18 protein-coding genes are annotated in these 19,482 nt (G+C 49.2%); 5 read left to right on the top strand and 13 right to left on the bottom strand.

Annotated elements, in window-relative coordinates; genetic code table 11:
- Positions 1–5 precede the first annotated feature (5 nt).
- Both AC3WQT_RS20195 and AC3WQT_RS20190 read right to left on the bottom strand, forming a co-directional pair.
- Entirely contained in the window at positions 6–1,001 is a 996-nt protein-coding gene (locus AC3WQT_RS20195; RefSeq protein WP_492706450.1) for an HlyD family secretion protein, read from the bottom strand.
- Positions 994–1,638: a TetR/AcrR family transcriptional regulator gene (locus AC3WQT_RS20190; protein WP_492706448.1), complete on the bottom strand. Its 645-nt coding sequence runs from the start codon at positions 1,636–1,638 to the stop codon at positions 994–996. Before AC3WQT_RS20190 ends, AC3WQT_RS20195 begins: the two co-directional genes overlap by 8 nt.
- Before the next feature lie 208 nt (positions 1,639–1,846).
- On the opposite strand from AC3WQT_RS20190, the gene AC3WQT_RS20185 reads away from it, so the two are divergent.
- Both AC3WQT_RS20185 and AC3WQT_RS20180 read left to right on the top strand, forming a co-directional pair.
- Positions 1,847–1,975, top strand: a complete 129-nt coding sequence (locus tag AC3WQT_RS20185; RefSeq protein WP_492706446.1) for a hypothetical protein — start codon at positions 1,847–1,849, stop codon at positions 1,973–1,975.
- 316 nt (positions 1,976–2,291) lie between these two features.
- The gene (locus tag AC3WQT_RS20180) at positions 2,292–2,489 is read left to right on the top strand and encodes a hypothetical protein (protein WP_492706444.1); all 198 of its coding nucleotides are present in this window, start codon (positions 2,292–2,294) and stop codon (positions 2,487–2,489) included.
- A gap of 57 nt (positions 2,490–2,546) precedes the next feature.
- Here AC3WQT_RS20180 and AC3WQT_RS20175 read toward each other — a convergent pair whose 3' ends face one another.
- The 3 genes from AC3WQT_RS20175 to AC3WQT_RS20165 form a co-directional block, all read right to left on the bottom strand.
- Positions 2,547–3,413 carry an HDOD domain-containing protein gene (locus AC3WQT_RS20175; protein ID WP_492706443.1) on the bottom strand — a complete coding sequence of 289 codons (867 nt, stop codon included), beginning with the start codon at positions 3,411–3,413 and terminating at the stop codon, positions 2,547–2,549.
- A gap of 146 nt (positions 3,414–3,559) precedes the next feature.
- The gene (locus tag AC3WQT_RS20170; protein WP_492706441.1) at positions 3,560–4,048 is read right to left on the bottom strand and encodes a CreA family protein; all 489 of its coding nucleotides are present in this window, start codon (positions 4,046–4,048) and stop codon (positions 3,560–3,562) included.
- 55 nt (positions 4,049–4,103) lie between these two features.
- Positions 4,104–5,573: an APC family permease gene (locus tag AC3WQT_RS20165; RefSeq protein WP_492706439.1), complete on the bottom strand. Its 1,470-nt coding sequence runs from the start codon at positions 5,571–5,573 to the stop codon at positions 4,104–4,106.
- A gap of 235 nt (positions 5,574–5,808) precedes the next feature.
- Between AC3WQT_RS20165 and AC3WQT_RS20160 the strand changes: the two genes are divergently transcribed.
- Both AC3WQT_RS20160 and AC3WQT_RS20155 read left to right on the top strand, forming a co-directional pair.
- On the top strand, positions 5,809–6,189 hold the full coding sequence (locus tag AC3WQT_RS20160) for a DUF2946 family protein (protein ID WP_492706438.1): 381 nt from the start codon (positions 5,809–5,811) through the stop codon (positions 6,187–6,189).
- Positions 6,190–6,281: 92 nt separating this feature from the next.
- A complete protein-coding gene (locus tag AC3WQT_RS20155; protein ID WP_492706436.1) occupies positions 6,282–8,582 on the top strand; it encodes a TonB-dependent receptor in 2,301 nt (766 codons plus the stop codon).
- A gap of 43 nt (positions 8,583–8,625) precedes the next feature.
- On the opposite strand, the gene AC3WQT_RS20150 is transcribed toward AC3WQT_RS20155, so the two are convergent.
- The 3 genes from AC3WQT_RS20150 to AC3WQT_RS20140 form a co-directional block, all read right to left on the bottom strand.
- On the bottom strand, positions 8,626–8,985 hold the full coding sequence (locus AC3WQT_RS20150; RefSeq protein WP_492706434.1) for a 5-carboxymethyl-2-hydroxymuconate Delta-isomerase: 360 nt from the start codon (positions 8,983–8,985) through the stop codon (positions 8,626–8,628).
- A 46-nt stretch (positions 8,986–9,031) separates the two neighbouring features.
- Positions 9,032–9,517 (bottom strand): GNAT family N-acetyltransferase, encoded by a 486-nt coding sequence (locus AC3WQT_RS20145; RefSeq protein WP_492706432.1) that lies wholly within the window; start codon positions 9,515–9,517, stop codon positions 9,032–9,034.
- 90 nt (positions 9,518–9,607) lie between these two features.
- Complete coding sequence (locus AC3WQT_RS20140; RefSeq protein ID WP_492706431.1) at positions 9,608–10,036, bottom strand: hypothetical protein; 429 nt, start codon at positions 10,034–10,036, stop codon at positions 9,608–9,610.
- A 174-nt stretch (positions 10,037–10,210) separates the two neighbouring features.
- Between AC3WQT_RS20140 and AC3WQT_RS20135 the strand changes: the two genes are divergently transcribed.
- Positions 10,211–10,891 carry a MarC family protein gene (locus AC3WQT_RS20135; protein WP_492706429.1) on the top strand — a complete coding sequence of 227 codons (681 nt, stop codon included), beginning with the start codon at positions 10,211–10,213 and terminating at the stop codon, positions 10,889–10,891.
- Between the two features lie 155 nt (positions 10,892–11,046).
- Here the strand turns inward: AC3WQT_RS20135 and AC3WQT_RS20130 are convergent, their stop codons facing one another.
- The 5 genes from AC3WQT_RS20130 to AC3WQT_RS20110 form a co-directional block, all read right to left on the bottom strand.
- Positions 11,047–11,352, bottom strand: coding sequence for a hypothetical protein (locus tag AC3WQT_RS20130; RefSeq protein WP_492706427.1), 306 nt, complete (start codon positions 11,350–11,352; stop codon positions 11,047–11,049).
- Between the two features lie 99 nt (positions 11,353–11,451).
- Entirely contained in the window at positions 11,452–12,993 is a 1,542-nt protein-coding gene (locus tag AC3WQT_RS20125) for a SpoVR family protein (protein WP_492706425.1), read from the bottom strand.
- Positions 12,994–13,001: 8 nt separating this feature from the next.
- Positions 13,002–14,273: a YeaH/YhbH family protein gene (locus AC3WQT_RS20120; protein WP_492706423.1), complete on the bottom strand. Its 1,272-nt coding sequence runs from the start codon at positions 14,271–14,273 to the stop codon at positions 13,002–13,004.
- 55 nt (positions 14,274–14,328) lie between these two features.
- Positions 14,329–16,251: a PrkA family serine protein kinase gene (locus AC3WQT_RS20115; protein ID WP_492706421.1), complete on the bottom strand. Its 1,923-nt coding sequence runs from the start codon at positions 16,249–16,251 to the stop codon at positions 14,329–14,331.
- A 420-nt stretch (positions 16,252–16,671) separates the two neighbouring features.
- Complete coding sequence (locus AC3WQT_RS20110) at positions 16,672–18,972, bottom strand: putative bifunctional diguanylate cyclase/phosphodiesterase (protein WP_492706419.1); 2,301 nt, start codon at positions 18,970–18,972, stop codon at positions 16,672–16,674.
- Positions 18,973–19,482 lie beyond the last annotated feature (510 nt).

The following is a 19,482-nucleotide window of genomic DNA, read 5'->3' as shown; positions in this document are numbered from 1 at the left end:
GGCATTCACTGTGCTTTTCCTGTGCTTGTTGTAGTCAGCAGCGAAACATCCAGGGGCTGGCCGGGATGCAGCAAGAGTTTACCGGGCTGATCTGGCTTGGCCTCGACCATGAATACCAGCTTGGCTCTTTGCGCATTTGAATAAATCACGGGCGGTGTGTATTCAGCCTGGCTGGCGATACGGGAAATGTGCGCGGGGATAGCTGCTGCGCAGCCATCGCAATGCAGGCTGACAGCCTGGCCAACAGCGATCTTGCCCAGCTCGCCTTCCGGCACAAAGAACCTGGCTTTGCGGTTTTCTGGCGGCAGCAGGGACAATACCGGTTGACCCGGCTGCACATATTCCCCCTGGCGGAAAAATACTTCTGCCACCAGCGCATTTGCAGGTGCGTTTTGTGATTTTTGTCCTGAGCGCCAGGTGGTCTGGCGCAAGGCTTCTTTGGCCGCGTCAGCACCAGCCTGGGCGGCAGCGCGTTCATCTACGCGCGCTGGCAGTTTTGCGACACTCAATGCGGCGCTCAGTTCTGCTACGCGGGCTTCCGCGAGTTTGACATTGGTTTGTGCATCGTCCATACGGGATTTGGACACAAAGCCCTGCCCCACCAGTTGCTGCTGGCGTGCCAGCTCCTGCCTTGCCAGTGCTGCCTGCGCCTGTGCGCTGATCAGTTGTGCCTGGCTGACGGCAATCTCTTCATTGCGTCTGCCTTTTTCTGTATTGCTGGCTTGTGCCTTGGCGCTAATGAGGCGGGCATTGGCTTCATCATGGGCAGCATTTTCAGCTTCGGCATCAAGGGCAAACAACAGGCTATCCTTGGTCACTTGTTGCCCTGCCTGCACCTTGATGCTGTCAAGCTTGCCACCCAATGGTGCAGAGATATAGACGTATTCCCCTTCTGCATAACCTGACCAGTTGGTCGATGTTTTTTCATTACAGGCAGTCAACATGGCAAACATGGCGAGAGCCGAGATAAATGTCATCGCGGGTTTGAATTTTTTATGCACGTTGTAACTCCTCATTCGTTGCAGCCAGCGCATACAGGGCGCGGTTGACGCGGTCGGCAATGGCTGCATCGCTTAATACCTGGCTCAGGGGTTCTTGCAGCATCGCTGGCACAAAGCCCATCTCCAATGCACGCGGGACGATGACCATGGGGGCCGCAACACTACCCATCAAAAACGACAGGGCATGGGCAGGCTGCACCAGGGCTATCTCGCCAGCCTGCATGGCCTGCATCAGCAAACCTGTGATCAGTAAGACATGGCGGGCGCCATTCTTTTCAAGAAACTGTCTGGCGACTTTTTCGCCCAGGGCCGCGTCTGCCCAGACCCGCCCTATCCAGCTGCCATGCTCACGCAATAAACGCCCCAACAGACAGAGCGCTTCGCGCAGTCGCTGCATAGGTGAGCCTTCATGATTAACTTCAGCCTGCAGTTGTGCAAATACTTCCTCATACATGGTTTGCAGCAATTGGGTCAGGAAATTGTCCTTGTTTTTAAAGTGATAATGGAACATGCCCACATTGACTTGCGCATGCTCAGCCAGCATGCGCAAGGACAATCCACCGCAACCATGCTGGGCAAACAGGGCGCGGCCACTCTGCAATAAAACTTCATCTAATTGTTGGGATGGACGGGCCATTTCTTCTCTCTTCAATAATTACTATACACTTGACTAATAATTGAAGTTTGCGAGCTTTTCCTGACCCTGTCAAGAATTTATTTGCCTGGTTCATCGGGAAAAAATGCTGCCAGTTCAAAGCACAGGCTTCATATTTATCGATAAATTATTCAAATTAAATATTGTTTTTGTACTATGCTGTTAGCTATAGCTCCAAAAGGAGAACAGCATGTCTTTGCACAATCTATGGATACGTAAGCTCTTGTTCATCGCCCTGCTCTTGTTTGCGACAGACTCTTATGCAAAGAATTTGGTGGATGTCCAGCAAGACTTTGTTGTGATTAAACAAGTCCTGTAAATAGAAGAGGTAAATAAGAAATTGCTGTAAAAAGCAGTTGTGCTCAGGCAGCCAGCCTGCTGTGAATAAACACCCCTAGCATCGCAAATCCGCTCCCTCAATTCATCCGCCCCAAACGCATTCCGATACTAGGAAATTGCACTTCGTCGCTTGCTGCTGGCGACCCGCATGACGGCGATCTACAGTGCAATCACTCCCACCCGAATTGAAAGGAAATATCATGAACATCACAGCAAACATGGACGGCGTTGTCATCGCTACTATCGCCCTGGTTATCCTGAGCAGCTTGTTGCACATCATCATCGCTTAAGGAAAAATGATGCTAGGCTTTCTGATCTGGATTATCTTGTTTGTACTCTGCTGGCCTTTAGCCATACTGGCCCTGGTGCTGTACCCACTGGTGTGGCTATTGTTGCTACCCTTCCGTGTACTGTGCATAGCGGTGAATGGCGTATTTGAATTATTGCGGGCTATCTTCATGTTGCCTGCCAACTTGTTAAAAAGCCGTCCATGATACTGGACGGCTCTTTAGAGAATTCTTTTCGAAAATTACTTACCGGCAAAGAAGGGATCAGTGCACGTGATTGAATAATTCGTGTAGTTCTTCAAATCTGTCGTCCACTTCGTCAGCAGACAGACCCAAAAATTCACAGGCGGCTTCGCCACCTTTTTCCCATTCGCAAGAATACTCCTGACCATGGTATTTTTGTATTCCATACTCAGCCAATAATGCCAGCGCGATCAGGCTCTTGACCGCATCTTCGGTATTGGGATCATGCAACACGCTATAGTCGTGATGTAACAGTATCGCCAGTGAAACTGTTTCAGGCAAACCCCAGGTGCGGGCCATCAGAGAACCTATGGCAGTATGCGAAGTATTGTGACGCTGCTCTTCTACCGCGCTAAAGGTCTCTTGAGCTTCCTCATGAGCCAGTTCCAGGGTCTCGGCATAATCAGGGAAGCGTTCCAGCAGCAAGGGTATACCTATGTCGCAAAACAACCCAAACGTATGTGCCATATCAGCCGGGCATACGCGCATGCGTCTTGCCAGTTGTGTCATGGCCTGGGCACGCTTGGTGGAAAAATCCCAGAACTTGACCAGTGATATTTTTTCAACCTGTATACTTTGCCTGGCAATAATTCCTGTCATCAAATTACCGCACTGGGTAATTCCTAACAAATTGACAGCATGCTCCACAGATTTGGCTTTCAGCCGCAAACCAAAGAAAGATGAGTTTGCCAGCTTTAATAAAGATGCCGACATGGCCACATCGTTGGCAATAATACCAGTCAATCTGCGCGGGTCGGGGTCGTCGGCTGCAAGCTCAGCCTGCACGTCAGCCAGCAAGCTGGGACGCGGCGGTATGCGTATCGTCTTGACGAGCGCATCAACAGATTGTTCAGTGGTCAGCCTGGGGGCTGCAGCAGGGCTTGTCATATTAGTACAGTTGATACGCTAGGGAAGGCTTACGCTTACAGTCTGCTATTGTAAGCGTAATTCATTGCTGGGTAGAAAAACCCAAACATTTTTTACATATCAGACCCTGCCTGACTCCAGCCTTTTTCTCACTAACTTCCGCCTCGCTATTTGACAGGGATGGGCGTACTACGATCGACCGCAACAGCAGTGACACTATTCTTGGGTGAACCATCAACCAGTTTATCGGAATAAGTCAGATAGATTAAAGCGTTGCGTTTTTGATCTACCATGCGCACGATGCGTAGCTTTTTGAACAGGATGGACAAGCTTTGATTAAAGACTTCATCCTGTTGCTTGAGTGAGCCCGTGAAACTGATAGGACCAACTTGACGGCAAGCGATGGAAGCTTCAGATTTGTCTTCAGCCAAGCCCAGGCCACCAGAGATACCACCCGTCTTGGCACGTGATATATAACATGTAACGCCATTCACTTTGGGGTCATCATAGGCTTCTACCACGACTTTATGGTCCGGGCCTATGAGCTTGAAGGCCGTGTCTACACTACCTATGTTTTCTGCCGATGCAATAGAGGCGACGGCAGAGAATGCTACGGATATAACTATAGCGGCAAAACTTAATGGTGGCAGTTTCATAATCTCGCTCTTTTCCTGAAGACGCCACAAGCCGGGCGCTTCAGGAATATCAGGCTTATTGCTGTTTATTCAAGTGTGAATGAGCTTTGCTATACAGGAAATAAATCGCGATAGCGACTGCCATCCAGATAAAGAAGACATGATAGGTGGTCGCCGACAAGTCTTTCAGGATATACAGGCAAGCCAGTATGCTGAGGCCAGGTATCAGGTAAGGACCAAAAGGCACGCGGAAACCGGCTACACCTTCACCCAACTTTTGCCTGCGTATGACAGGCACGGCAACCGACACCACCATGAACGCAACCAGAGTGCCCATGCTGACCATATCCCACAGGAAAGTGGAATCAACCAGACCAGCAACTATACCCACCAGCACACAAACCATGATGGTATTGCTGACAGGGGTACGGGTACGGACATGCACGCGCTGGAAAGAACTTGGGATCAAGCCGTCTTTACTGATGGCAAACAAAATCCGGCTTTGACCGTAAATAGTCACCAGTGTCACGCTGAATACCGAAATCACAGCGCCAGCAGACAAGATCAATGCAGGCCAGGCCTTACCTGTCACGTTTTGCAAGATCACTGCCAGACCGGCTTCCTGCCCCTCAAACATCTTGGCAGGCTGGGCACCAACAGCTGCAACGGCTACCAGCAAGTAAAACACAGTCACGACGATGAGTGCTGCCATGATGCCCAGTGGCACATTGCGTTTGGGGTCCTTGACTTCAGCACCAGCCGTCGCCACGGTATCAAGACCGATGAAGGAAAAGAATACTGTACCGGCGGCTGCCGTTACACCAGCCATACCTGCCAGGCCCTTGCTATTGTCGGTATTAAAGAAGGGGGTGAAATGCTCGGCATTAAAGCCGGAAAATGCGACGACAGCAAAGAAAGTCAGGATCACCAGTTTGATCAATACCATGATGGTATTCACAGTGGCGGACTCCTTGGCACCCCGCAACAAGAGTATGCAGCATATCGCTACCAGAACCATGGGCGGCAGGTTGAATTGCCCGGCATGAAATTCCACCCCGTTGGCGCCAGCCACGATCATGGGGGAACGCAACATTTCAGGTATCTGCCAGCCCAGGGCGTTGGTCAGGAAATTATTCAGGTAAGCCGACCAGCCTATCGCAGTCGCACTGGCGGCCAGGCCATATTCCAGCAACAGGCATGCTGCAACAATGAAGGCACCAAATTCACCGACCGTTGCATAGGCATAAGAATAAGAAGAACCGGATGCCGGGATACGGGAAGACAGCTCGGAATAACACAGGGCAGTCAAACCAGCCGTAATCGCCGCGATGATAAAAGACAGGATGACTGAAGGCCCGGCTTTGGGCACAGCCTCCACCATGGTGAAGAAAATACCGGTACCGATAGTAGAACCCACGCCTATCATGGTCAGGGCAAACAGTCCCAATGAGCGGTGCAGTGCGTGGCCCTGGTCATCGGTCACCTGTTCACTATGGTCTATGGGCTTGGTGCGGGTCAGTTGCTGACCCAGGCTAACTTGTCTCAAGATCTATCCTTCTACTTATGCCAAATACCTGTTGAGTAAAGGGGCTGATGCCTGACTATCATCTGGACTACTCGTCCAGATTTGGCTGTCTGCCATTGTGCGGCCCAGGCCAGGCTTGCCCCGAAAATCGCCATGATAGCCCCAAATTTGACTGCTTTGATGTCAGTTCGCTTATTTTTCCTGACTTCCAACAGCAGATTTATAGCAGGACAGAAGGGTGGTACAATTCCGCCCCATGTCCGCCCAACGTATTTCCCTGTCGTGTTTTCGCCACCTGGTGCGCGCAGTACTGCTTATGTATGTACTGACGCTGGGTGTCGCGATGGCATCTTCAGTGGTGAAATCCGGCGAACAGGGCATGAATCTGATCTGTACCAGTACCGGCTATAAATTCATCAAAGCGGACGGCAGTGGCGTCAAAGAAACTGGCAAGAGCATGACGCACATGCTTGATTGCTCCATGTGCCTGGCAGCCAGTTTGCCTGCCAGCTTCCCGCAAACCACGGTTTTTGCAGCACCCCACGCCTTATCCTACGCCACCCGCTCCATCCCGGCAGCACGCCTGGCATCGATCGTTGCCGCACCTTTACCTGCACGCGGGCCGCCAGCCATCTAAAAATTTGAATTAGTTCAAACCGGCCATGCCACCCGCACTGGCAAGTTTGCTTTGCGCATTTGCATGCGCGTTCCAATTTTCAGATTATTCATATGTCTCCTTTACGCCCTTTGCGCTTGCGCGCATTGACAGCGGCACTGACTGCCGCCTTCCCACTGTTACCTGCTACTTCCTTCGCAATTGAAGCAATAGAAAATACCACCCAGGCCGAGCGCGTCATCATCAATGGCGACCGCCCCTCTTCCCTGCCCAAGGAAATACCGACCACCATAGAAGGTATCAGTGCCAAGACCATGGAACAGACCATCAATGCCATAGATGCAGAAGATGCCCTGAAATACCTGCCCAGTCTGCTGGTACGCAAACGCTATGTCGGTGACTACAATCATGCAGTGCTGGCGACACGCGCATCTGGCACAGGTAACAGCGCGCGCTCCATGGTGTATGCCGATGGCATCTTGCTGTCCAACCTGCTGGGCAATGGTGCCAGCTTCACCCCGCGCTGGGGTCTGGTAACACCGGAAGAAATCGAGCGAGTGGATGTCCTGTACGGCCCCTTCTCTGCTGCCTATGCTGGCAATTCTGCCGGTGCCGTAGTCGACTATGTGACGCACATGCCCAAGCAGTTTGAAGCCCATGCCAAATTGGTGGGTTTTAGCGAAAACTTCCAGCAATATGGCACAGACAAAAGCTATAGCGGCAAACAGCTCAGCGCCAGCCTGGGTAATAAACAAGGTGCGTTTTCCTGGTGGCTGAATGTGAATCAACTTGATAGCGATGGCCACCCTATCGCCTTCGCCAACAAGCTGGCCTCCACTGGCATCAGCAGCAGCGCGGGCATCGCAGTGACAGGCGCGATCGCCGACAAAAATCCACAAGGGCTGGACTGGTGGATACTGGGTGCTACGGGGCAATACCATACCACTCAAGACCATGCCAAAGTCAAGCTGGCCTATGACTTTAGCCCGACTTTGCGTGCCAGCTACACCTTTGGTTATTGGCGCAATAATATGAACAGTGGCGTCGAAAGCTATCTGCGTGATGCTGCGGGCAATACGGTATATAGCGGCGACATCAATATCGCCGAAAAAAAATACACCCTGGCCCCCACCGATATGGCCAACAGCAAAAACCAGCTCGAACATATCACTCATGGCCTGAACCTGAAGAGCAATACCAAGGGCGAGTTTGACTGGGAAGTGGCCGCCAGCCTGTATGACTACAGCAAGGATATCGCCCGTGCACCAACTGTGGCAATCCCGCAGGCCAACGGCGGCGGCAATGGTCGTATTACAGATGGCGCAGGCACAGGCTGGAATACCCTGACATTGAAAGGCATCTGGCGTCCAAATGCAGAACATACTGCAGAATTTGGTTATCAGCGTGAAGCCTATCAAATGCGTACCCTGGTATCCGATACTGATGACTGGATCAAAGGCGCTGCGGCCAAGCGCTACTCTGCCTTCCAGGGTAATACCCAATTGCAAAGCCTGTATGCGCAAGATGCCTGGCGTATCAATCCTCAGTGGAAAGCCATTGTTGGTGGTCGCCTTGAGCAATGGCAGGCAGATCGTGGCGCTATCTCAAATGCAAATTCCACGATGCCCTTTGCAGAGCGCAAGGAAAATTATTTTTCCCCAAAAGCAGCAATCGCCTTCAGGGCCAATGAAGACTGGACTTTGAAAGCATCAGCAGGTCGTGCTGTACGTATGCCTACTGTTTCTGAGTTGTATCAGGGCAGTATTTCGACTACGGCCATCGTCAATAACGACCCCAACCTGAAGCCAGAAAAATCCTGGACTACAGAGTGGACGGCAGAGCGGACACTGAATGATGGCAAAGGTTTTCTGCGTACTACCCTGTTCCATGAAAGAACCAAAGACGCGCTGTATTCACAAGTGAATACGCTGGTGACACCGAATGTGACAAATATCCAGAACGTCGATGAAATCCATACGACAGGACTGGAACTCGCTTATCAGGCCAATGATGTATTCACACGTGGGCTGGACCTGATCACCAGCCTGACTTATGCCGACTCTGTTATCACCAGGAACGACAAATTCCCGGCCAGCGTTGGCAAATGGCAGCCACGGGTACCAGCATGGCGCGCCAATTTTGTCATCAGTTACCGCCCGGACGACAAACTCAGCACCACCTTGGGTTTGCGCTATAGCGGCAAGCAATATGGCTCACTCGATAACAGCGATAGCAATGCCTTTACCTATCAGGGGTTTTCCAGCTTTGTGGTCGCCGATGTGCGCGTGCGCTATCAGTTGGCCAGGCAATGGGTGGCCTCTGTCGGCATAGATAATTTGAATAATAAAAAATACTGGGCCTTTCACCCCTACACGCAACGCAGTGTAGTAGGTGAATTGAAGTTTGATTTTTAACCAATGAGAGATTGATGGTGAAGGCTACTTTGGCAGCTTCTTTTTAGTTCGCTAAATGCGCCTTCGCATAAGTTTCTTTATCAATTTCCAGTACTTCTACGCAAAGCTGCACATCCAGCCCTTGCGGCCAGATTTGTGCAGCTTGAATGACAGCCAGCACACGCTCAGACAATTCACGTTTTACTTCAGTGCTACGCCCTTTCAATATCACCAGCTTGGCATGCAAAAAAGCACGCGCAGCAGGTGCGGTACCAATAATTACATCATCAAAGCGAATTGCCCGGCTCTTGATATCGATCTCATTAAAATGTCCTGTTTCTGCTAAAGAAGTATTGATCTGCAAGAGCACTTCCTTGGCTTGCAGAGGCAAATTACTGGAATATTCGACGGTCAGATGAGGCATGTTTTTCTTTCAGATTATTTTAAAATTGTCGCTGCATTCACAACATTCATAACTTGACCTGCATGAGCAGATAAGAATTCCTGATTTCAGTTTGCACAAAGCCGCAAGATGCATACATACCTGCCGCTGGGTTTTGTGGATGCACGGTAAGAGAAACTTGTCCCACCCCGCGCTGACGTGCCGCATCCAGCGCGGCAAGCATCATGACCTTGCCGTAGCCCTTGTGCTGATACGCGGGCAAGAGCGCGATACCCAGTTGCGGTGTCTGTTCATCGATATAAGCCAGCCCCAAACCATCCGGCACCAGGCGCATCCAGCATGCGCCTATGGGACCTTGCTCACCCTCAATGCGGGCGATGATACCAATATCGCTGGCACGGCCCCAGTTTTCGGCATAAATGCGCACAGGTGGCAGTTGCAGGGTTTCCAGCGGACGCAAACCTGCAGGCGGTGGATCCCACAAGGCAATATGCAGAAAATTCCAGAGCAAATCCTGATGCTCAGGAAGTAATGGGGAAAAGCTTATACTCATGGCAGCGCAGCAAAGTCATCAAGCGAATGCAGTATTCTAAGCAAATACTGGAATAAGTGCATTGCATGCCTTCGGAAGGTATTCAGGTGCCTATGATTTGGACTCAGTCACTACGGCAGAGCTACTGGCCTTCTTTAATTCTTCTGCCGCATTGCAGCCGCCGACATTTTCAGTATCGAAAATCCTGGGTTCCCATTTGCTTTCCATAAGGGATTCTTTTTTAGCGGTAATGTAATAACGAGTACATGGCTGCACATCCAGGGTCAGGGTCTTCTGGGTTGGTACGTGAGAAGTGGAGTGGCTGAGCTGAACCGTAACCAGGTGCTTGCCTGGTGTGACCTGAACAGGTCCGGTCAGGTAATATGTCTGATCTACTGCAACGATGCGGACCGGATATTCATGGTTAAACAAGGGCCGTCCAGGATTACCATTCAAATAAGAAAGGGGAGCCATCTGGCAAGCCCCAAACAAAGTCAGGCTCAGGGCCGAAAGTACTACAACTTTGCTCAAAGACTTCATGGCATCCTCAGTTTTGATTGACCAGTTTCTTAAAACTGGCAAATTAATTGTATATCATGCACGTGCAATCGCCTACCCGCTGAAAGTATCATTTTGTAGGTGAAAGCGTGGTCTGGTAGTCGCCGCGACTGAAATTCTGATGCATAATCATTAGCCCATATTCAAGGAGTATTCATGAGCATCACGATGATCATTTTTTTTAAGGCCCTGATCGTAGTACCGATCACTTTGCTGCCCATATTGAACCCCATCGCCATTGCTCCTATCTTCTTGTCCATGACAGGACCAATAGAGCCGTCACTGGCCAACCGGCTGGCAAAACGCATCGCCCTGAATTGCTTTTTCCTGCTCATGGGTGCCATCTTTATCGGCTCTTATGTGCTGGATTTTTTTGGTATTTCCCTGCCCATCGTCAGGGTTGCCGGTGGCATCGTCGTTGCCATGGCAGGATGGAAATTATTGAATGACCAGGGTCAGGACAGTTTGCGCAACTCTGTGGCAGCGTCCCATGGCGGCAGCTGGACCAAGGAAGAATTGCGTAGGCGCAGTTTTTACCCTTTCAGCTTCCCCCTGACGGTGGGGCCTGGCACCATCGCCGCTTCTGTCACGCTGGGGACACAGATGCCGCATAAACCTGTGGACTGGATCATTACCGGTATTGCTTCTTTGGTGGGCGTACTGCTGACCAGCCTGGTGATTTACCTGTGCTATCGCTTTGCCCGCAATATGGAAAGAATTCTGGGTGATGTCGGTGCGATAGTCTTGCTGCGCTTGTCTGCCTTTATTTTGTTGTGCATAGGCATAGAGATTGGCTGGGCGGGCATTTCTGATTTGCTGGGAGATTTGAAGCACTAGGCGGTAAAGTTCAGTACGCTCAGTACTCTCAGTACTCTCAGTACTACTACCTGCGCATGGCAGGCATAAGCCTGTCCATGTGCAGTTGCAAAAAGAATGAGGATGGATAACAAGGGCTGAAACAACTTCAGCTCTATGCAGAGAGCTGAAATTACTTATTCTGCGTTGGATACTGGCTCATTGAGCATCAGGGCATGCTCGACAATTTCAGTTTCATCACCGATACGGCTATTCCAGGCACGCACGAAATAACTCTTCTCAGCAGTTGTCGGTGCGTCATACCAAATCACCATCAATGTACCCTTATGGTCATGTATCTTGGCCAGTTTGGTAATACAGGCGGTATTGCCATCAATATCTGCCAGCCCCATCGCATAACCATACACACGGCTCAGTCGCTCTATGCGGTCTGGTTCGGTTTCGCTATTGGTAGCAGAAATTTTTGGGTGGTCCAGATACATGGTGCGTCTCCGTCTTCTGATGATCGTTTTTCATTCTAACTGATAGACAGCACAGTCGCTATCGGGATTTAGCCGCACTACTCCTGCAGCTTGAAAAACTCAGGGTCTGTTGCGTTTTTCCCATTTACACTCCTGTTTGGCCAACACTTTTGATTCAGGATCAACCGTTTCCAGATAAACATCAAAGCCCCATAATCTGGCTACATGCTTGAGCATTTCCCCCGTCTGAGGGTTCAAGGGACGGCGCAGATACTGGGTATGACGCAGAGTCAAAGCCCTGTCGCCCTGCATGTCAACCGACCATACCTGAATATTGGGCTCGCGGTTACCGAGATTGTATTGCCCTGCCAGTTGCTCACGCAGATAACGATAGCCATGCTCATCATGAATCGCAGAAATCAGCAATTTGTCCTTGCTGTCATCATCCAGTATGGAAAAGAAATGGAAGTCGCGCATGAGTTTGGGTGACAGGTACTGCGCAATAAAGCTCTCATCCTTGAAATTGCGCATGGCAAATTGCAAGGTTTTTTGCCAATCAGACCCGGCAAAGTCAGGGAACCATTCGCGGTCTTCTGGCGTAGGGTCTTCACAAATGCGACGGATATCACGCATCATGGCAAAGCCCAGGGCATAGGGGTTGATCCCGCTGAAATACCGGCTACCCACAGGCGGCTGATACACAACATTGGTATGGCTTTGTAAAAATTCCATCATGAAGCCGTCGCCCACCACGCCTTCTTCATATAGCTGATGCAAGATGGTGTAGTGCCAGAACGTTGCCCAGCCTTCATTCATGACCTGGGTTTGGCGTTGCGGATAAAAATACTGCGACACCTTACGGATGATGCGCACGATTTCACGCTGCCAGGGTTCCAGCAAGGGTGAATATTTTTCAATGAAATACAAGAGATTTTCTTGCGGCTCTGCAGGGAACCGCTGTTTCACCAGACTCTCTGGCGCTTCACTGCGCCGCGGTATGGTGCGCCACAAGTCATTGACCTGGGACTGCATGTATTTTTCCCGCTCTTCCTGCCGTTCACGTTCTTCAGCAAGAGAAATGCGGGCTGGACGCTTATACCTGTCGACGCCATAATTTTGCAAGGCATGGCAGGAGTCAATTATCAACTCTACCGCTTCCATGCCATGACGCTGCTCACAGTCAGCAATATAATTTTTGGCGAACAGCATGTAGTCGATGATGGCCTCGGCATCAGTCCAGGTACGGAACAGGTAATTCCCCTTGAAAAAGGAATTATGTCCATAGGCAGCATGTGCGATCACCAAAGCCTGCATGGTCAGGCTGTTTTCTTCCATGAGGTAAGAAATACAGGGGTTGGAATTGATGACTATCTCATAGGCCAAACCCATTTGCCCGCGTTTATAACTTTTTTCGGTAGACAAGAAATGCTTGCCGAACGACCAGTGATTATAGGATACCGGCATACCTACCGAAGCATAGGCATCCATCATTTGCTCGGCGGTAATGATCTCGAGTTGATTCGGGTAGGTATCGAGTCCAAATTGTTCTGCCACCCGGCGAATTTCTTCGTGGGCTTGCTCGATCAGTTCGAATGTCCATTCTGATTGTTCGGGCAAGGCGCGTGCATGTTTTTTCCTGGGGCTGACATGGTCGTTTTCCATGGATTACCTCATTTCGGCTGCTTCTTGAACAGTTCCCGAAAGACCGGATAAATATCCGCCGGTGTTTCTATTTTTTGCATCGCAAAGTGCGCACTTTGCTCGGCGACTTTTTCATATTCCAGCCACAGGTTCTGTGGCTGTCCATCAGTAATTTCTACATAGGCATAATACTGCACCAGAGGCATGATGTTATTGATCAGCAACTGCTTGCAGGTGGCTGAATCATTGTCCCAGTTATCACCATCCGACGCCTGCGCCACATATACATTCCAGTCCGATGCAGCATAACGCTCACGAACAATTTGCGCCAACAGATTCAGGGCAGAAGAAACGATAGTGCCACCAGATTCGCGCGAATGGAAAAAAGCGTCCTCATCCACTTCGAGTGCAGTCGTGTGATGGCGTATGAAGACAACTTCTATTTTTTCGTAGGCACGTGTCAAGAACAGGTATAGCAAGATAAAGAAGCGTTTCGCTGTATCTTTTTTTTGCTCATCCATGGAACCCGATACATCCAGCAGGCAAAACATCACGCACTGGCTGGCTGGCTTGGGAACCTTGACGCGATTGCTATAGCGCAAATCAAAAGGATCAAGGAAGGGAATAGCCAGCAGCCGCATGCGCAGGTGATGTATTTCTTCCTTCAGTGCGACAAAGTAGGGATCTTTGGGATCCATACCCACTTCCAGCAAGACTGTCATTTCTGCTTCGGCATCCCTCAATCTGCGGGCAGACTTACCGCCCACTGCAATGCGCCTGCCCATGGCACCGCGCAGGGAGCGCAGTACATGCAGGCTCGATGCTGTACCTGAAGTTTTATAACCCGCACGCTGGCTTTTGAAGTCTGTTGTTGAGGTCAGTTGCGTCTTGACCATGTTTGGCAACTCCAGGTCTTCAAAGAAGTAATTCATGAATTCTTCGCGCGACAACTGGAATACGAAATCATCTTCACTGGGGTCTTCGCTATTACCGCCCTGGCCCTTGCCTGAGCCTCCGCTACCACCTTTTGGTCTGGCAACCTGATCACCGCGCTGGTATTGCTCATTACCTGGCTGCACACCTTCCCAAACGCCGCCGTGGGCATGACCAAAGGTCGGTTCGCTGACATCTTTGACAGGAATGGAAATACGCTCGCCGCTTTCTATGTCAGTAATCGAACGACCTTTGACTGCTCTGGCAACAGCATCTTTGATCTGCCCTTTATAGCGACGCAAAAAACGCTCGCGATTCGGGGCAGATTTATTTTTACCCTGGACACGCCGGTCAATCAGATGAACCAAAATGCTCTCCCGTTTGCCCTGAAATTTCCTGCACCGTTCTGCTATCCATGCTTCTTTATGAAGATTTCCTGACACGCAGATACCATTCACACAGCAGGCGTACCTGTTTGGCGGTATAGCCTTTGGCTACCATACGCTCAACAAATTCCTGGTGTTTGTTAGAGTCATCTGCACTGGCCTTGGCATTAAAGGAAATGACAGGCAATAATTCTTCAGTATTCGAGAACATTTTTTTCTCGATTACCGTACGCAGTTTCTCATAACTGGTCCAGGCCGGATTTTTACCAGCATTCTGCGCCCTGGCCCTCAGCACGAAATTGACGATCTCGTTGCGGAAGTCTTTGGGATTGGAAATGCCTGCCGGTTTCTCTATTTTTTCCAGTTCATTGTTCAGGGCATCACGATCAAAACTTTCACCGGTATCAGGATCACGGAATTCCTGATCCTGTATCCAGAAATCAGCAAAGGTGACATAACGATCGAAAATATTCTGACCGTATTCTGAATAGCTTTCCAGATAGGCGGTCTGTATCTCTTTGCCTATGAATTCGGCATAACGCTGAGCCAGATATTCCTTGATATAGGACACATATTTCTGCTCGATTTCTGGTGCAAACTGCTCGCGTTCTATCTGCTGTTCCAGTACATACAACAGATGCACAGGATTCGCAGCAACCTCGGTGTTATCGAAGTTGAATACCTTGGACAAAATCTTGAAGGCAAAGCGGGTAGACAAACCATTCATACCTTCATCGACACCGGCATAATCAGCGTACTCCTGACGTGACTTGGCCTTGGGATCTGTGTCCTTGAGGTTTTCACCGTCGTACACTTGCATCTTGCTAAAGATGCTGGAATTTTCTGGCTCTTTCAGGCGCGACAGCACGGCAAATTGCGCCATCATTTTCAAGGTGCCAGGGGCACATGGTGCGGCTGCCAGTGAAGAAGTACGTACCAGTTTTTCGTAAATTTTTATTTCATCATTGACGCGCAGGCAATACGGTACTTTGACGATATAAATACGGTCGAGGAAGGCTTCATTGTTTTTATTGTTTTTAAAGGTCTTCCATTCAGACTCATTGGAGTGAGCCAGTATGATGCCCTCAAAAGGTATCGCACCAAATCCTTCGGTCCCCTTGAAGTTACCTTCCTGTGTCGCTGTCAATAAGGGGTGCAAGACCTTGATGGGAGCCTTGAACATTTCGACGAATTCCATCAGCCCTTGATTTGCCAGGCACAAGCCACCTGAATAGCTGTAGGCATCAGGATCATCCTGCGCATATTCTTCGAGCTTGCGGATATCTACCTTACCCACCAGTGAAGAAATATCCTGATTATTTTCGTCACCTGGTTCGGTTTTGGAAACCGCGACCTGTTTCAATACCGAAGGATAACGCCGCACCACACGGAACTGATTGATGTCGCCATTAAACTCATGCAGGCGCTTGACGGCCCAGGGACTCGGTATGTTTTTTAGATAACGACGCGGAATACCAAAATCTTCTTCCAGTAAAACACCGTCCTCATCTTCGTTGAACAAACCCAAAGGCGATTCATTGATGGGTGAACCCTTGATGCAATAAAAAGGGATTTTTTCCATCAAAGATTTCAATCTTTCAGCAATGGAAGATTTACCACCACCGACAGGGCCTAGCAAATACAGAATTTGTTTGCGCTCTTCCAGACCTTGCGCGGCATGGCGGAAGTAGGAAACGACTTGCTCTATCACTTCTTCCATGCCATAAAATTCACGGAAAGCAGGATAAATCTTGATCACTTTATTTGAAAAAATGCGTGATAGCCGAGAGTCATGCCGGGTATCAACCAACTCTGGCTCACCGATGGCAGCCAGCATGCGTTCTGAAGCACTGGCATACACCAGCCTGTCCTTTTTACAAAGATCAAGGTATTCCTGCATGGAATACTCTTCTTCACGAGTCCGTTCATACCGCGCGGTGTAGTTGTCAAAGATATTCATCCCGACCTCCATGGATAAGCAGAAAACTTGCAAATACCGAACCGGTCTGGTGGCAATCTCAAATCAATTCGAATCAATTCGAATCAACTCAAATTAATTGCCAGCCAGCACACTACAACTTTAGTGTAGTTGAAATTATCAAAACGTGCAGACGAAATTGTTACTCTGTGCAAAATGTTGGAAATAAGCAAAACGAACAACCCGGTCACATTAAATTTATTAAACGAATGCAGCTAAACGAATGAAGTCAAACCTGATCATGCACAAAGCACCAATCTACACTATCCAACGCAATCCCGTGGATGACGTTGACAGCGAATGTTAATTTATGTGATGAGTAATTCCGCAGATGCACAAATTGTTCTGCGAATTTCATCGCAATTCATTTATGCATATGCGGGAAATATGACATAACGAATGTCAGGCAAGCTTAAATTTATAAGATGGCGCAGCTTCTTTGGCTGGCATTTCAGTCAGCAGTAATTCCAGTGCAGAGACTTCCAGTGGCCTGTAATAATAATATCCCTGGAAATAGTCACAGCCTATCTCTTTCAGGAATCGCTCCTGCTCTTCGTTTTCCACACCCTCAGCAACCGTGTGACAAGACAGGATATTGGCCAGCGAGATAATCGCCTTGATGATCATTTCGCTCTTCTTGTTATTACCTATCTGGGCAACAAAGGAACGGTCAATCTTGACACTCTGTGCAGGGAAATGGCTGAGCTTGGACAACGATGAATAACCTGTACCAAAGTCATCAATTGCAATATTAAAACCGCGTGCCTTGAGTTCATCAAGATGATGTATGGTCAGCGCTTCATTCGCAATCAGACCGGTCTCTGTGATCTCAAACTCGATGTATGAAGGGGCGATATCATAGCGATTGCAGCAACCGTCTATCAGTTGCAACAGGTCATTGCGGGCGATATCGGTAGCCGACAAGTTCAGGGCAATCACCGGACAATCAGCAAAGCGGTTCAGCCAGTCCCTGACCTGGCAGCATACCTGGTTCATGACATAGTTGCTGATCAGTCTTATCAAACCAGCGCGTTCAGCAATCGGGATAAATTCTGCGGGTGCGACATTACCAAGGCTGGGTGATTCCCAGCGCAGCAAGGCTTCCAGGCCAGCAATCTTGCCGTCCCTGTCCACCTTGGGTTGATACACCAGGCGGAATTCATTTTGCTTGAGACCATTGACGATACCGACTTCAATTTCAACACTGCGGCGTATTTGCAGGGCGTCTTCTTCATCGAACAAGGTCACACTCTGATCACTGGAACGGCGCGCAGTATCGAGCGCCACTTCGCTGCGGCGTATCAAATCATCAGGCTCCTGATCTTCTGGCCTGACCAGCGCAATACCAGCAGAAAACTGTATCAGCAAATTCTCGCCATTGACTTCCAATTCTTTAGGTAAATTATTTCTGACTTTTTCTACCAGTTTGATAATTTCACCAGGTGTACGCGAATTCTCGACCACAAATGAAAACACGATGCTGCGCAAGCGGGCACAGAAGCAATTCTTGGGCAAGGCACGCGACAATTCTTCTGCAAATCGGCGCAACAGAATATCGCCGGTATGTGCGCCAAATTGTTGATTTGCATGACGTATGCTATTGAGGCGGAAAGACACCAGGGCGGTAACCTTGCTCTCGTCAATGCTGGCAAGGACGCCTTGCAAGTGACTGCGCAACATATCTCGGTTGGGTAAGTTGGTCAATGCATCATGACGGCTCAGATAATCTTCGCGTTGCAGGCTGAGTTGCAGCGCATGATGCATGGAATGCAGACCGGAGACATCACGCAAGGCGACAATGTAGTGATCGGTAGAGGTCTGTGAAATATTTTCCAGTGCAACCAGTTTACCGTCACGCGTTCGATAAGCCGACATGCGCATGTTTTCTGATTCCTCGGCATTCGGACTCTTCAACCGCACACTATTATCCAGCGATAACCAGCCAAACAAGGCACGGTCGCCATCATCATCAGCCTCACGGCCGAGCAAACTATTGGCAAGCTGGTTAGCCTGCAAAATTTGTCCGCTGGCGTCGGTCAACAGCAGGGCTGTTCCTGCATTCTGGAACACTTCCTCATATTGCGCGTGGCTGACTTCCAGGGCGGCGCTGGCCTGGCGGTAACGCAATGCAGATACATCCAGCTCATGCAAGACCCTGAACACGGCCAATGGCACACAGGTATTAAAAAACAGGAATAACAGCGACTGGATGTAAGTATTACTTGAAGGCAGTGTGACGTCAAAACCAGGCACATTAAACAAGGGCCGGTTCAATAGCAGCAAAAGGAAAGGCAAGACATTGAAAGCCATCAGTCCTATGGCCAGGCGGGTGCCAAAGAACAATCTGGCGATAATCGGCGTGGTATAAATGAAGATATAGCCAAACTTGGCTATCTCGAATTGATTGATGAGACAAACGATGGCAAATGCAGACGCATAGACCGTGCCTATGAGTATAGCGGCACCGGCGCGCAGATGTCGGGATGAATAGTACAACCCCAATGCCAGCACAGCATAGAAAAAGCCTACCACCCACAACACCTGATAAGCACCAACTGCGATTGCGTCCAGAGAACTGTGAATCGCTACTGCCGCCTCCAGCACAAAGCCAGACATCAAAATGATACGTAGTGCACTTAATTTCCATGCAGCGTGCTCAGCAGGCGTTAATGCACTTTCATTAAGAAAAAGCCAGCGAAACATGTCATGCAATCAATATAAGAAGCCAGAGCCTGTTATCAGAAAAAGATGAGGAATATCTAAATTCTTGCGGCAAACCAATTAATTACCATCAAGCATTTATTGCCCGCATTTATATCAACAAGCCCCTATGAATCTGTAAAAAAATGTTTCCAAAAGGATTAGGCATTCTCTCATAGATTCAGTTTATTTCAGCACATATTGTCACAATTAGCCGCATTAAAAATGAAAACTATTTTTCATTTGGTAAATTGGGCAGATATTTATATTTCATATTGTATGCCTGCTTAAATACCAGGCATTTCACCAGTAATTTTTTAATAATTTTTATCCTATCGGTAATGAAATACAGGGCAGTTGGTTATATGTCGAAAATGAAATATAAACCGCTGTATTGGTGAGTAATGGCCGGGACTGGAACTTACATCGGGTTGATGAAATGAGCTTGAATAATTGTGCTCAATTTTCTTTATGGATTCTTTGCAGATTCTTTACCGAATTACCGCCCCACTT

Source organism: Undibacterium sp. FW305-107 (genome assembly GCF_058788535.1).
This window is presented reverse-complemented; position numbering and strand designations above follow the sequence as displayed.